The sequence below is a fragment of the Micromonospora qiuiae genome (assembly GCF_016863555.1).
Taxonomy (GTDB): domain Bacteria; phylum Actinomycetota; class Actinomycetes; order Mycobacteriales; family Micromonosporaceae; genus Micromonospora; species Micromonospora qiuiae.
Genome location: NZ_BOPC01000125.1, coordinates 1 through 13,952, shown reverse-complemented (window position 1 = coordinate 13,952; position 13,952 = coordinate 1). Strand labels below are relative to the sequence as shown.

The 13,952-nt window shown below is 68.9% G+C and carries 10 protein-coding genes; 8 read left to right on the top strand and 2 right to left on the bottom strand.

Annotated features, from left to right (window positions below; genetic code table 11):
• From Vqi01_RS28970 to Vqi01_RS28955, 4 genes are all read left to right on the top strand, one after another.
• Nucleotides 1-1,940, top strand: a 1,940-nt coding sequence (locus Vqi01_RS28970; RefSeq protein ID WP_204038320.1) for an OmpL47-type beta-barrel domain-containing protein, incomplete at its 5' end; no start/stop codon positions are given.
• Between the two features lie 20 nt (nucleotides 1,941-1,960).
• Nucleotides 1,961-2,122: a hypothetical protein gene (locus Vqi01_RS28965; protein WP_204038319.1), complete on the top strand. Its 162-nt coding sequence runs from the start codon at nucleotides 1,961-1,963 to the stop codon at nucleotides 2,120-2,122.
• A complete protein-coding gene (locus Vqi01_RS28960; protein ID WP_204038318.1) occupies nucleotides 2,119-3,294 on the top strand; it encodes a multicopper oxidase domain-containing protein in 1,176 nt (391 codons plus the stop codon). The genes Vqi01_RS28965 and Vqi01_RS28960 overlap by 4 nt, the downstream gene beginning before the upstream one ends.
• A 212-nt stretch (nucleotides 3,295-3,506) precedes the next feature.
• Nucleotides 3,507-7,565, top strand: coding sequence for a ThuA domain-containing protein (locus Vqi01_RS28955; protein WP_204038317.1), 4,059 nt, complete (start codon nucleotides 3,507-3,509; stop codon nucleotides 7,563-7,565).
• A 411-nt stretch (nucleotides 7,566-7,976) separates the two neighbouring features.
• Here Vqi01_RS28955 and Vqi01_RS28950 read toward each other — a convergent pair whose 3' ends face one another.
• The gene (locus tag Vqi01_RS28950) at nucleotides 7,977-8,753 is read right to left on the bottom strand and encodes an SDR family NAD(P)-dependent oxidoreductase (protein ID WP_307825214.1); all 777 of its coding nucleotides are present in this window, start codon (nucleotides 8,751-8,753) and stop codon (nucleotides 7,977-7,979) included.
• Between Vqi01_RS28950 and Vqi01_RS28945 the strand changes: the two genes are divergently transcribed.
• The 4 genes from Vqi01_RS28945 (at nucleotide 8,752) to Vqi01_RS28930 (ending at nucleotide 12,971) form a co-directional block, all read left to right on the top strand.
• Nucleotides 8,752-9,138, top strand: a complete 387-nt coding sequence (locus Vqi01_RS28945; RefSeq protein ID WP_204038316.1) for a MarR family winged helix-turn-helix transcriptional regulator — start codon at nucleotides 8,752-8,754, stop codon at nucleotides 9,136-9,138. The genes Vqi01_RS28950 and Vqi01_RS28945 overlap by 2 nt on opposite strands.
• A 552-nt stretch (nucleotides 9,139-9,690) precedes the next feature.
• Entirely contained in the window at nucleotides 9,691-11,280 is a 1,590-nt protein-coding gene (locus Vqi01_RS28940) for an alpha/beta fold hydrolase (protein WP_204038315.1), read from the top strand.
• A 654-nt stretch (nucleotides 11,281-11,934) separates the two neighbouring features.
• Nucleotides 11,935-12,627, top strand: coding sequence for a dioxygenase family protein (locus Vqi01_RS28935; protein ID WP_204038314.1), 693 nt, complete (start codon nucleotides 11,935-11,937; stop codon nucleotides 12,625-12,627).
• A 2-nt stretch (nucleotides 12,628-12,629) separates the two neighbouring features.
• Complete coding sequence (locus Vqi01_RS28930; protein WP_204038313.1) at nucleotides 12,630-12,971, top strand: nuclear transport factor 2 family protein; 342 nt, start codon at nucleotides 12,630-12,632, stop codon at nucleotides 12,969-12,971.
• Between the two features lie 94 nt (nucleotides 12,972-13,065).
• Here Vqi01_RS28930 and Vqi01_RS28925 read toward each other — a convergent pair whose 3' ends face one another.
• A complete protein-coding gene (locus Vqi01_RS28925) occupies nucleotides 13,066-13,611 on the bottom strand; it encodes a hypothetical protein (RefSeq protein WP_239098745.1) in 546 nt (181 codons plus the stop codon).
• Nucleotides 13,612-13,952: the final 341 nt, after the last annotated feature.

The following is a 13,952-nucleotide window of genomic DNA, read 5'->3' as shown; positions in this document are numbered from 1 at the left end:
ACACCGAGTCGGGTGTGGACCGGGTCGAGTACTCCCTCGGCGGGCAGCCGTACGCCGTCTACTCCGCGCCGGTGACCGTCAACCAGCCGGGCCAGCACACCATCACCTACCGGGCCACCGACAAGGCCGGCAACACGTCCTCACCGCAGTCCGTGTCGTTCGCCGTGGTCGACCCGCCGCCCACGGACACCACGCCGCCAACGGTGACGGCCTCGGTGACCGGCCAGCGGGACGAGGACGGGGCGTACGTGGGTAGTGCCACGGTGACCCTGTCGGCCATCGACACCGAGTCGGGTGTGGACCGGGTCGAGTACTCCCTGAACGGCGACGCCTACGCCACCTACTCGGCGCCGGTCACGGTGAACCAGATCGGCCAGCACACGGTCGCGTACCGGGCCACCGACAAGGCGGGTAACACGTCCTCGCCGCAGTCCGTGTCATTCACGGTGGTGAACCCGCCGCCGACCGACACCACGCCGCCCGCCGTCGTCGCGACGGTGACGGGGCTGCGGAACGCCGACGGTGCGTACGTCGGCGGTGCCACCGTCACCCTGTCGGCCACGGACACGGAGTCGGGCGTCGACCGGGTCGAGTACTCGCTCGACCGGCAGCCGTACGCCATCTACTCCGCGCCGGTGACCGTCAACCAGCCGGGCCAGCACACCATCACCTACCGGGCCACCGACAAGGCTGGCAACACGTCCTCACCGCAGTCGGTGCCCTTCACGGTGGTCGAACCGACGCCGCCGGACACCACCCCGCCGACCGTCACCGCCGCCCTGTCCGGGCAGCTCGACGACGACGGAGCCTACGTGGGTAGCGCCACCGTCATCCTCTCCGCCACGGACAGCGGCTCGGGCGTCGACCGGGTCGAGTACTCCCTGAACGGCGCCACGTACCTCACCTACTCCATGCCGATCACGGTGAACCGGCCGGGCCAGCACATAGTGAGCTATCGGGCCACCGACAAGGCCGGCAACATCTCGGGCACCGCCTCGGTGACGTTCACCGTGGTGGCCAGTGGGCAGCCGGAGCCGACCTGCCCGGTGAAGGACACCCGCCCCACCGTGTGGCTCGGCACCGTGGACAGCGGCGTACCCAACCGGGTGGTCGAGGGGACCTGCACGATCAACAACGCCATCGAGGACGAGCGGCCCTGGCGCAACCACGGTCAGTTCGTCTCACACGTCGCGGAGGTCACCAAACACCTGCGCCAGCTCGGCGTCATCACCCACAACGAGCACGGCCGCATCACCAGCGCCGCCGCCCGCTCCGGCGTCGGCAAGCCGGACGACAAGAACGGCTACAAGCTCATCCTGGACAACAAGGCCGCCTCCTTCGCACGTTGGCAGCAGGTCGGGGCGAGCGGCTTCACCCGCAACTCCGACGGGTCCATCACCAGCAAGGCGGTACCAGGGCTGGGCATGCTCTGGTTCCCGGTCTCCGCGTACGGCGACTTCTCCCTGAAGCTGCAGTGGCGCGACGACGCTCCAGGCGACGGCCGGGCCAACAGCGGGGTCTTCGTCCGCTTCCCGGACGTGCACCAGCACCCCACCGAGTCCCGTCCCGAGTGGGTGGCCATCAAGCACGGCCACGAGCTGCAGATCCTCGACCGGCCCGACGGTGATCAGTACAAGAGCGGCTCGGTGTACGGCTTCGACCGGGTCGACCTGGCCGGAGCCCACGTCACCCCGAAGGGCACCTGGAACGACTACGAGATCCGCGTGGTCGGCCAGCACTACTCCGTCTACCGCAACGGCGAGCTGATCAACGACTACGTCAACACGCCGGACGCGGTGTTCAGCCCGCCACGGACTGACGACCCGGGCGGGGCGGGCCGGCAGCACTCCAGCGGATACATCGGCCTGCAGAACCACGGCACCGGCGACGTCATCAGCTTCCGCGACGTGCGGATCGCGCCGCTGAACCCGTGCTGCTGATCGAGCGAAGGAGAAAAACCATGGCAAGGAACAGAATCGCCGTCTTCGAAGAACTGTCCCGCATCGGCTACCGCGAGGTGGAGTTCGCCGGCTACCAGGCCGCCGCCGCCGAGTTCAACGCGTGGGGTGAGGCGGCCGCCGCCCGCTACCAGCGCATGATCGAGCTGAGGGGCACCCGATGAGTGCGTGGCGGCTGGTGGACGAAGGTGCCGCGCCGGAGCCCGAGGCCGCCGCCCGCCCCGAGGGGCCACGTACCAACGGCCGACGGCTGCTGGTCGTCGCGGCGGCCGTGCTGCTCACCCTCGTCGGCGCTGGCGGGCTGGCCGCCGCCGGCACCGGGATGTTCGCCGAGCGGCCGGACGGCTGCGTCAAGCCCGACCGCAGCCTCCAGTTGTACGCGGTGGAACTGCCGAAGGACGGCACCCAGGTCCGGCTCGGTTACGGCCTCACCCCGCAGACGGCCTCCTACCCCGGCCCGACGATGGAGATGATGGAGGGGGAGTGCCTCGCCATCACCCTGCACAACCAGGTCTCCGCCGAAACCCTGGCCGCGCTGCGCACCGACCCGGCGCATCCGCTCGGCGTATCGCTGCACGTGCACGGGGTGAAGTACACCCAGCAGTCCGACGGCACGATTCACAGCGGCTCGTACGTCCCGCCCGGCCAGTCGCGCACCTACACCTGGTACGCCGCAACCCGCAACAACAAGAGCGGATCGCAGGGCACGGCCGGCTACTGGTGGTACCACGACCACGTGGTGGGCGGTACGCACGGCACCCAGGGCCTCTCCGCCGGACTCTTCGGCGGGCTGGTCGTGCGCCGTCCCGGCGACCCGAAGCCGGACCGGACCTACGTGACGGCCTTCGGTGACCGGCAGAGCATCAACCTGCGCCGAGGCGACGCCGCCGACACCTGTGCCCCGGTGAACCCGCAGCCCGGGCCCACCTGCCTGGTGGCACGCAAGGGGGAGCGGGTCGAGTTCATCGTCATCGGCATCGGCAACGACATGCACACCTTCCACCTGCACGGGCACTCCTGGGCAGACACCCGGACGGGGGTGGTGGGCAACGGTCAGCCGTTCGCCGACACCGTACCGATCATCGACAACAAGACACTCGGCCCGGGCGACTCCTTCGGCCTCCAGGTGGTGGCTGGCGACGGGGTCGGCCCCGGGCACTGGATGCTGCACTGCCACATGCAGTTCCACTCCGACGCCGGGATGGCGACGACCCTGCACGTGCTCGACGAGAAGGGGAACATGCCGCCCGGCATGGGCCACCAGCACGGCACCGCCAGCACCGCCCGAGCCGCCAACAGCGCCTCCACCGACAGTAGCGAACACCGGCACAACTGACCGCGGGCACCGCCCACGGTCGACGTCATAACGGTCCGATCGCTGCTGACCTTCTCAAGGCCGGCAGCCAGCGGACCGGCACCACCAACAGCGCCGTACCGGCCGCCCGTACGGGCGACGGCGGTCGCACAACGCCCGCACCGGTGAGCGCCTCACCCTTACCGGCAGCGGGACGACCCGGAAATCTGTCCCACAACCCAGGAGGAGTCGAGATGGCTACAGGACGCCATTTCCGGTTCTCTCGATGGGTCGGACGCCACCGCGCCGACTCGACGGGGACCACCGCCACAACAACACCACCCACCCGAACCGCGCGTCGCGTCGGCCGCCGCCACGTCGGCGTGCTGGCATCGAGCGCCGCGCTGGTGCTCGGCGTGCTGGCCGTGCCGGCACAGGCCGTCAACCCGGCCGCGGCGGCCGCGGCCGAGGCCGCCGCAGCGGCCAAGGTCCTGGTCTTCCACGGTCCGGTAGACAAGCAGGACGACCCGGTTGCCCGGGCCACCGCGACCATCCGCGACCTGGGCAAGCAGCACGGCTTCGCCGTCGACGCCTCCGCCGACCCGGCGGTGTTCACCGTCGGTAACCTGGCCCGGTACCGCGCGGTCGTGTTCCTCTCCGCCAACGGCGTCGCCCTCAACGACGCCCAGGAAGCGGCCTTCCAGGCCTACGTCAAGGGTGGCGGCGGCTTCGTCGGCGTCCACGACGCCGCCCGCGCCCAGCCGGAGTCCTCCTGGTTCACCGGCCTGATCGGCACCCGCCCGGCGACCAGTCTGCCCAACGCGGAGAAGCCCGTCTCGGCCACCGCGAGCGGGGAGAACCCGCCGAACGAGACCGCGGCCCACGCGATCGACGGCTCGACCAGCACGAAGTGGCTCGCCCGCACCCCGACCGGCTGGCTGGCGGCCAAGCTGGCCGGGCCGGTCGTGGTGAACCGCTACGCGCTCACCTCGGCCAACGATTTCGCCGGCCGGGATCCGCGGAACTGGACCCTGCAGGGCTCCCACGACGGCACCAACTGGACCGACCTGGACACCCGCAGCAACGAGACCTTCCCGCAGCGGTTCCAGACCAAGCAGTACAGCTTCACCAACACCACGGCGTACGAGCACTACCGGCTCAACATCACCGCGAACAGCGGGGAGCCGCTGCTCCAGCTCGCCGAGCTGTGGCTGATCGGCCCGGACGCCGGTCCGGCGCCGGACAGCACCGTGCAGCGGGCCACCGTCGACGTCACCGATCGGCAGCACCCGGCCAACAAGGGCCTGCCGCTGAACTGGACCCGCTCCGACCAGTGGATCAACTGGGACCCCAGCCCGATCGGCAGGGTCCACACGATCGCCCAGGTCCAGGAGGGCACGTACAACGCGGGCCTGAGCGGCAACGGCGCCTTCCACCCGATCTCCTGGTGTCAGGACTACGACGGTGGCCGGTCGTTCTACCTCGGCATGGGCCGTACGGAGGCCAGCTGGACCGGTGACAAGCAGTTCCAGGGCCATCTGGCCGGGGCCATCAAGTGGTCGGCGGGCATGGTCCGCGGCGACTGCCAGGCCACCATCGGGTCGAACTACCAGATCGAGCGGCTCACCACCACGAACCAGTCCGGCCAGCTCGACCAGATCGGCGAGCCGCACGGCCTGACGATCGCCCCGGACGGCGGGGTGTTCTACATCGGTAAGGCGGCCTGCCCGTCCGGCCCGATCGCCAGCTGGGACGACCCCCGGGTCGGCCTGGGCTGCGGCACCATCCACCGGTGGGATCCGAAGACCAGGCAGGTCAAGCTGCTGACGACCCTCCCGGTGATGGGCAACCGGGGCAGTGGCAGCGAGTTGGTGAAGAACGAGGAGGGCTTGGTCGGCATCACCCTGGACCCGAAGTTCGCGCAGAACGGCTGGGTCTACGTCTTCTGGATGCCGCACGAGTCCATCGACCGGGACCGGCGGATCGGCGAGCGGACCGTCTCCCGGTTCACCTACGACGGGGAGAAGCAGTCGATCGACCAGGGCACCCGCAAGGACCTGCTCAAGTGGGACACCCAGATCCACAGCTGCTGCCACGCCGGTGGCGGGATGACCTTCGACAAGCAGGGCAACCTCTACATCGGCTCCGGTGACAGCAACTCCTCCGGCGGCTCCAGCGGCTACTCGGGCAACAACTGGACGCAGGACTACCAGGGAGTTTCGTTCCAGGACGCTCGGCGTACCTCGGGCAACACCAACGACCTCAACGGCAAGATCATCCGCATCCACCCGGAGCCGGACGGTACGTACACCATCCCGGCCGGGAACCTGTTCACCGGAAACGAGGAGGGCGGCGGCAAGACCCGCCCGGAGATCTACGTGATGGGTGTCCGCAACATCTCGCGGCTCGCCTGGGACCACGTCAACGACTGGCTGACCGCCGCGTGGGTCGGTCCGGACGCCGGTGGCCCGAGCGAGACGTGGGGTCCGGCGAAGTACGAGAGCGCGACGATCATCACCTCCGCGGGCAACGAGGGTTGGCCCTACTGCATGGGCAACAGGCAGCCCTACCGTGACCGCAGCAACGTCGACGCCAACCAGCCCGCCGGCTGGTACGACTGCGACAACCTGAAGAACGAGTCGCCGCGCAACACCGGCCTGGTCAACATTCCGCCGGCACGCGACGCCATGATCTGGTACTCGCCGCAGGGCGGTGGCCCGGTTTACCCGACGCGCACGGACGGCAGCGGCCTCCCCACCTACAAGCAGGGCGACGAGACGTTCACCCAGCCCTACCTCAAGGGCGGCGGCCAGGCCATCATGGACGGGCCGACCTACCACCGCTCCGAGGTCGACACCGACAGTGGTGTCGCCTGGCCGGCGTACTGGGACAACAAGTGGTTCATCGGCGACCAGTCCAACGCCAACAACCGGGTCGCCGTCACCGTCGACCCCGACAAGGTCGCCGAGCGGGGCGCGCCGGCGTTCGGCGAGGACCTGCGCCCGATCATCCGTTCCGGCAGCGGCGCCAACCAGCTCCAGTCGTGGATGGACGCCAAGTTCGGCCCGGACGGCGCCCTGTACATGCTCGACTACGCCGGTGGCTTCTTCAGCCTCCACGCCAACCAGAAGCTGATCAGGATCGCGTACACCGGTGGTGCGGCGACACCGCGGCCGAGCGACGCCACCTGGCGGGCCACCACGCCGAGCCAGCCGAAGACCATCGCCTTCTCCACGGCCCGGGCCGGCGGCGTGGCGTGGGAGTGGAACTTCGGTGACGGCAGCGCCGTCTCGCGCGAGGCCAACCCGAAGCACACGTACGCGAACTACGGCACCTACCAGGCCACGCTGAAGGTGACGTATGCCGACGGTGAGGTGTCCACCGCTAAGATCCAGGTCACCACCGCCTGTGCCGCGCCGGACACCGGGAAGACGGTGCGGATGCTCGACACCGACACCGGCGTGACCAACCACAAGGTCGGTGGCGATTGCACGATCAATGACCTGATCGACGACGAGCGGAACTGGACGAACCACGGCCAGTTCGTCAGCCACGTCAACGACGTGGTCAACGGTCTGCGCGGCAGCGGTGTCATCGACAATCGGGAGTCGTCGGCGTTGAAGAAGGCGGCCGCCCAGTCGCCGATCGGCAAGGTCGCCGGCTACCGGCCGCTGTTCGACGGCACGGCGGCGTCTCTCGCCGACTGGCGGCAGGCGCCCGGCGGGTCGTTCACCCTGCGGCCCGACGGATCCATCCGCAGCTCCGGCGGGCTCGGCATGCTCTGGTACGCCAAGGACGAGTTCGCCGACTTCTCCCTGCGGCTGAAGTTCCGGGACGTCTCCACCGGCAACACGTACGCCAACAGCGGGGTCTTCACCCGGTTCCCGGATCCGCGGATCCCGCTCGACGAGCGACCGGCCGGCAGTTGCGGCACGGTCGGCTCGGCCCGGACCTCCCAGGCCTGGGTGGCCATCTACTGCGGCCATGAGATCCAGATCTACGATGGGCCGACCGGCGAGTCGCAGAAGACCGGGTCGATCTACAACTTCGACCCGAACAACCTGGACCAGGCGGGGGTGACCCCGAAGGGCCAGTGGAACGACTACGAGGTCCGGGTGGTCGGACAGCACTACACGATCATCCGTAACGGCATGGTGATCAACGAATTCGACAACACACCCGGCAAGGCGTCGTCGCGCCAGGGTGATCCGCCGACCGACCTGCGGCAGTTCCTCAGCGGGTTCATCGGGCTGCAGAACCACGGCACGAACGACCTGATCGAGATCCGCGACGTGCGGGTACGCGATCTCTGACCGACCGGTGCCGGGTACGGGGGTGACCCCGTACCCGGCACCGCCTGGTCCTCGACACCAGGGGAACCGCCGCGGCCGAGACGTCGCGCCAGACCGTTGCGAGCGAGTGTGCTTTGGTGAGCACACCAAATCGCAGTCCGCCGTTACCAGCGGACGCTCCTCGTCTGACCCGCTGACGCGGTGCGAGGTTGGCGCTTCGACGACCTGCGCCAGGACAAGCCCTGGTCTTACCTGGTCTCCACGTCCGCGGTGCGGCTGCCCAGCCCGCCGAGGGCGAGGCCGGCCAGCAGCAGCGCGATAGTTGACTTGCTGGCCTAATCCGAAAATGACCGTGTCTGGACGCGCGGCAGCGGCCACCTTGATGCCAGTCCTTCTTCACATGGAAACCTCCGAGTGAGATGGTTGGCACTGCTAACAAACTGCGACGGCCTCCTCGGACGCCGTCCAGAGCCGCGCCGCGCGCTCCGCGGTGAAGAGGCGGGGATTCGGCCGGATGGGCCTGCCGGCGCCGTAGAGGGCCCCATTGGTCAGCTCGCCGGCCGGCGCCGTGGCGAGTCGCACCAGACGCCGGGCCGCCGCGTCCGGGCTGAGCAGGAACGGTGTGTAGCGGAAGACGAAGCGCAGCGCGGTGTCTCGGCCGATGTCGGTCCGGACCAGGCCGGGGTGCAGGCTCAGGCTGAGGATGTCCGGCCAGCGCCGGGCAGCCTCCATCGCGAAGAGCACATTGGCCACCTTGGAGCTCTGGTACGCCGCGATGCCGCTGTAGCGCCGCCCGTCGCCGTTCAGGTCAGCAGGGTCGAGCCGCGCATTGCGGCCAGGACGCACGGAGGTGTTCACGATCCGGCCCCCGCGCAGCCTCTCCCGCAGCAGCATGCTGAGCAGGAAGTGGCTCAGATGGTTGGCCTGGACGCTGGCCTCGTTGCCGTCCACGGTGCGCTGGCGCTCCATCGCGAGCATGCCTGCGTTGTTGGCTAGGACGTCGATCCTCGGACACGTGGACAGCAGGTGCTCCGCGAGCGCACGCACGTCCGCAAATCGCTCGAAGTCCGCCTGAACGTGTCCCGGCTCGGCACCATGGCCCGCCGCCCGGACCCGGTCGACCGCGGCGGCCAGCCGGCGCCCGTCGCGGCCGACCAGGACGACCCGGTCACCCCCGGCGGCGAACTGTTCCGCAGCGGCGAGCCCGATGCCCGAACTCGCGCCGGTGATGACGATCGTGCAGTGGTGCGGTCATGCCGAGTGCCCCTTCTCGAGATCTTGCGACGTAGGCCTACGGCACCAGCATTTCGTATTGCCAGCCGAACTGGCCGCCTACCTGGGCCTTGACAAATCGACCATGTCCGGCCTGATCGACCGCGCCGAACGCCGCGGCCTGGTGGCCCGGGGCAGGAACCCGCACGACGGCCGGGCCGTCGACGTGTACCGGACTCCCGCCGGCCATGAACTGACCCAACGGCTGTTCGCCGAGGGGCGGCGCACGCTGGCGTCCGCGATCGGCCGGCTGCGACCCGAACAACGCGAACAACTCATCGGACTGCTCGACACCATCCTCGAGCCCGGCAACGACCAGTAGTCCCGGTACGTGCCGGCCCGCCGGCCGGCGTCCGGCGTCGGCCGTCACGGCGGCGCGGTCGCCGCCCACTGCTCGCCGGTCAGGTCGTGCCGCCCTCGTCACCGCTAATCTGGTCACGAGGCCTCCGCGCCGACGGTTTTCCTTGGTCGAAAAACCGCCTACCGGAGACCTCTCTTTCCATCACCGGCGCGCCGCGCCTTGCCAATCTTCTTATCCGCGGCTTGCGGTGGTTGCGCTATGGCATCCGGACGACTTCGCAATGGCCGAAAGCAAGATAAACGGCCGCCGCAACGGCGACCGTCCACCTGACCTGTACGAGGTAGCGCTACCACGACAAGGCGCGGTCGATCCCATGTGGATGGTTGGCGGGGCGGTTCATCTCATCCGGTAGGCACTTCGGTGTTCGAAGGATCCCTATCCCCCGTGCGAGCTACAAAATCTGTCCACTCCGGGGTGATGTGAGCCGCGTTCCGTTCTCGATAGCTTTCTCGCCAGCAACTCGGGCCGCTGGGGGAACGCGGTGCGCCGAGCCGAATTCGAAGGACGAGGACGATGAACAAGACACGTAGTGCCGGGGTATCCGGCCGGTCACGGGGCCGCCGGTTCGCCACGGCTCTGACGGCCGCGACACTGGCTGCGGCCGGCGCGACCGCCTGCAGCGACGCCGCGCACGAGGAAGACCGCCCGGCGCCCGCGGACCAGGCCAAGGCCACCGCGATCACGTGGGGGCCCTGCCCGGCGGCGGCCAAGGGAGTGGCCCGGGATCCCAAGCTGACCTGCGCAACGGTCAAAGTCCCGCTGAGCTACGACAAGCCGGATGGCACGTCGATCGGGGTGGCGATCTCCCGGCTGGCCGCCGCCGACCCCGAGAAGCGGCACGGCGTTCTGCTGGTGAACCCGGGCGGTCCCGCCCTGTCAGGTCTCGACATGCCGGGCACGATGGCAGCGACGCTGCCGAAGTCCGTCCTGGACGGCTACGATCTGATCGGCTTCGATCCGCGCGGCGTCGCGCACAGCACCCCGCAGAGCTGCGGCCTCGAGGTCGCCAGCGTGCCAGGGCACTTCCCCTATCCCGCCGCGGACGGCTCGATCGACGCGAACGTCGAGCTGGCCCGCACCGAAGCCCAGAAGTGCGCCACCACGGCAGGAGAGAACCTGCGGTACTTCAACACCGCCAACACCGCTCGTGATCTCGACCGCATCCGCGAGGCGCTCGGCGAGCCAAAGATCTCCTACTGGGGTCAGTCCTACGGCACCTACCTTGGTGCCGTATACAGCTCGCTGTACCCCGAGCAGACCGACCGCATGATCCTCGAAGGCAACATCGACCCCACCAAGGTCTGGTCCGGCGTGCTGGAGGGCTGGGGCAAGAGCATGGCCGAACGGTTCCCCGACGCGGCCGCCGTCGCTGCGGCGCAGAACAACGACCTCGGGCTCGGCGGCACCGCCGACGAGGTCACCCGGGCCTATCTCGCGCTCGCGGATCGGCTCGACCGTAAGCCGGTGCCGGTTCCGGGCACGCAGCAGTCCATGAACGGAGCGATCCTGCGCACCACCACCTACGCGCTGCTCCTCAACAACAAAACCCTGCCGATCCTCGCGCAGGTCTGGAAGGCCGCCTCGAACCTCGCGGACGGTCACCTGACCGCGGCCGACGGCGAGGTGCTCAAGCAGGTGTTCGCCGAGATGCCCCCCACCCCGGGCGTCCCCGCGGACAACCAGGCGACCATGTTCCTGGCACTCACCTGCGGTGACGCCGAGTGGTCCCAGGACGTTGCCGACTACGCCGCACGCAGCGCCGCTGACCGCAAGGCCTGGCCGCTCACGGCGGGCATGCCGGCCAACATCTGGCCATGCGCCTTCTGGAAGGCCCCGATCGAGAAGCCGGTCACCGTGACCGACAAGGGCCCCGGTGACATCCTGATCCTGCAGAACCGCCGGGACCACGCCACATCGTGGGACTCCGGACAGGGACTGCGCAAGGTCCTCGGCGACCGTGCCGCCCTCGTCGGTGTCGACAACGGCGGGCACTACGTCTTCAACGAAGGCTCGGCCTGCGCCGACAAGGCTACCGTCAACTTCCTGAACACCGGCCATCTACCGGACAAGGACGTCTTCTGCACGGACGTCAAGCAAGGCTGACAAGACCCGGCGCGGGCGGCCTTCCTCATCGAAAGGCCGCCCGCAGGGCTGCGGTAGAGGGTGACAGTCGACCGGGCGCTCCGCTGGCCAGAGCGGAACGCCCGATTCGCGGACGGCCGAGGGCAGGTGGTTGAGGTCGGCCGGCGACGGGGCGTATCCGGGTAGCCGGGCGTAGCATTCCAACGCCGCACTTCGGCGAGTTCCTCGGCGTCGAGTTCGTACTTCGGGCGAGTCGGGTTCTGGCGCTCACCTCGAACGGCGCGAATTCGACGGGCCAGTCGTAGCGGAGCGCGTCCGAGGGCTTCGTCACGGTGCCGCAGAACGAGTGACCGGTAGCGGCGTTGACTGGCCAGCGCGGGAAGCGGCAAGCGAGTGCGAACGTCGCCAGTTCGGTGACCTCGAACCGGCATGGGTGCAGCTAACGATGGTTGATCTTCGGAACCGACTGGAGACGATCAGCAGCCGATAGAACGCGCGGGGCCGATTGATGCCCCGGACGCTCAGCAGGTGCGTGAGCACTGCCCGCCCTCGGGCTCGAAGTAGTCAGGTGTCCCGTCTGCCATCGCCGCTCCCCGGGGGATAGAGGCATCGGTTACGCGGGTGGCGGGCGGCGAACCGCGGGCGCCGCAACGAACTGCGGACCATACTGGCAGGGTGGAGGAGGACCTGGTCGAACTACTGGCCTCGACCGGAGTCACCTGCCGGTTGTTGGTCGAGCAGACGCAGGGCCCATACCACCGGACTGTGCATCCCGAGCGTCGGGAGATCACCGAGGACCGCGAGGGTCTCCCGCTGCGCCTCGGGCTTCGCTTACTGGCGGCGGACGCCACCACCCCCCTCGCGGGCGTCCTCGTCGAGGTCTGGCAGGCCGACCACATGGGCCGATACTCCGGCTTCCCGCCATTCGAAGCGAGGCCGGGACAGGTGGTCACCTCGGAGTCGGTGCCGCACGATGTGATCGCCGCCGGGGAGACGTACCTGCGGGGCAGCCAGCGCACCGACGAGCGCGGGATGTGCGCGTTCAACACGATCTACCCGGGCTGGTACACCAGCCGCACCGTGCACATCCACCTCATCGCACACCTCGGCGACCGCTCGGTGACCACGCAGCTCTACTTTCCCGACACGGTCACCGACGACGTTTACCGTCGCCCGCCCTATCGGGGCCGGCCGCAGCGCGACACCACCAACACCACCGACAGCATCTTCGCCGACGGCGGCGAACAGATGATCCTGAACCTGCAAGGAGATCCGACGACCGGCTACACGGGCGTCCTCTGCGTCGTCCTCGACCGGCAAGCGCGACCTGCCTCGGCTGCGGGTCCCTCGGCGGAAAGCGACGGCTGATCGTGGCCAGCACGCAGCAGATCAGGGCCACCATCGAGGCTCACCTAGCCGCCGTCGGCGCCGCCGACGCCACCGCCCTGGCAAATCTCTACACACCGGATGCCCGCCTGCATGACCCCGCTGGCGGATCCCCAGTCACCGGCCGAACAGCCATCGAGCAGCACTTCGCCGGCGTGCTCACCGAGCAACGGACAATGGAACTCGTCATGGTGGCGATCGCCGGCCACCACGCCGCGTTCCACTTCCGCGCCACACCGGCCCACGGCCCCACCAGAGAGGTCATCGACACCATGACCTTCGACGACCAAGCCATGATCACCTCAATGCAGGCGTACGCAAGCTAACACCAAACCCGCCGCCGGCCGCTTGCCGCAACGTACCGTAGCGTCCGGTTCGCGGCACGTGTGTGCATCTGATCAAGCGTGGTTCTCGGGTCGCTCAGGGGAGAAGGGTGCGCCCCTCCCAGGTTCCGTGTTCGGACAAAGGGCGGAACCGCATGAACGCGGATTCGTGGTGGAAGTCCCGGCGGTGCTGTTCAGCCATGGCGACGGTATGTGTATGGGCCTGTGGGACGGCGCTGCGGCCGTGAACCATGTCGGTCATCTCGCGGACGCTGCGCCAGATCGTGAAGGTTGAGAATGTGTGGGGCGGGCGTACCGCTGCGGTGGCGAACGTGGTGCCGGGGTGGCCGGCGACCAAGCGTTCGACCGGCCGCCCCCACTTCAGGAACCGGGGGAGTTCGAGAAGCTTGAGCCGGGCGAGGGTGACGGCCACAATTGGCTCCTCCGGATCCCACCGGCCCGCCTGCACCGGCAAGCCAGCGAGCGCGGCCACCCCGCCGTAACGCCGCAGGTACTGCAATCGCACATGCCATCCGCCGCCGAGCCGCCGCCCTAGATCGTCGTCTGCGAGGAACCGCTCCAACGCCGATTCGTCGTCCCATTCGGCGAACATCGCAAGGCGTCGCAGCTGCATCCGTTCCACCGACAACGCCGGGGAGCCGAGTCGCATGAGCGCGAGGCATTCGGCGTGCCGTAGCCCAGCCGCCCGAGGCCGGCGACGCAGTGTGCGCAAGGTCAAGGCCGGCGGAAGCAGTGCGAGATGGAACGAATGCATCATCGGCCCATGATCCCAGTCGTCTGCACCCGCGTCCCCTCCTGGAGCGTGCGGGTTGACGGCGGCGGCACGTGTCTGCGGCATCGGCGCACCTTCGCCCGGATCAGCATCATCCGGCCCTGTGGGCGGCTCGGGAAAGACACGATCAGGGGGATTGGTTCGGCTGCTAGTGGAGGATGCAGTCCGGATTCCCTCGGTGACGCCTCCAC

Bases quoted from the DNA above. Each gene is read 5' to 3' on its own strand.
- Vqi01_RS28940 (WP_204038315.1), top strand. From the start codon at position 9,691: ATGAACAAGACACGTAGTGCCGGGGTATCCGGCCGGTCACGGGGCCGC.
- Vqi01_RS28955 (WP_204038317.1), top strand. From the start codon at position 3,507: ATGGCTACAGGACGCCATTTCCGGTTCTCTCGATGGGTCGGACGCCAC.
- Vqi01_RS28945 (WP_204038316.1), top strand. From the start codon at position 8,752: ATGCCCGAACTCGCGCCGGTGATGACGATCGTGCAGTGGTGCGGTCAT.
- Vqi01_RS28965 (WP_204038319.1), top strand. From the start codon at position 1,961: ATGGCAAGGAACAGAATCGCCGTCTTCGAAGAACTGTCCCGCATCGGC.
- Vqi01_RS28960 (WP_204038318.1), top strand. From the start codon at position 2,119: ATGAGTGCGTGGCGGCTGGTGGACGAAGGTGCCGCGCCGGAGCCCGAG.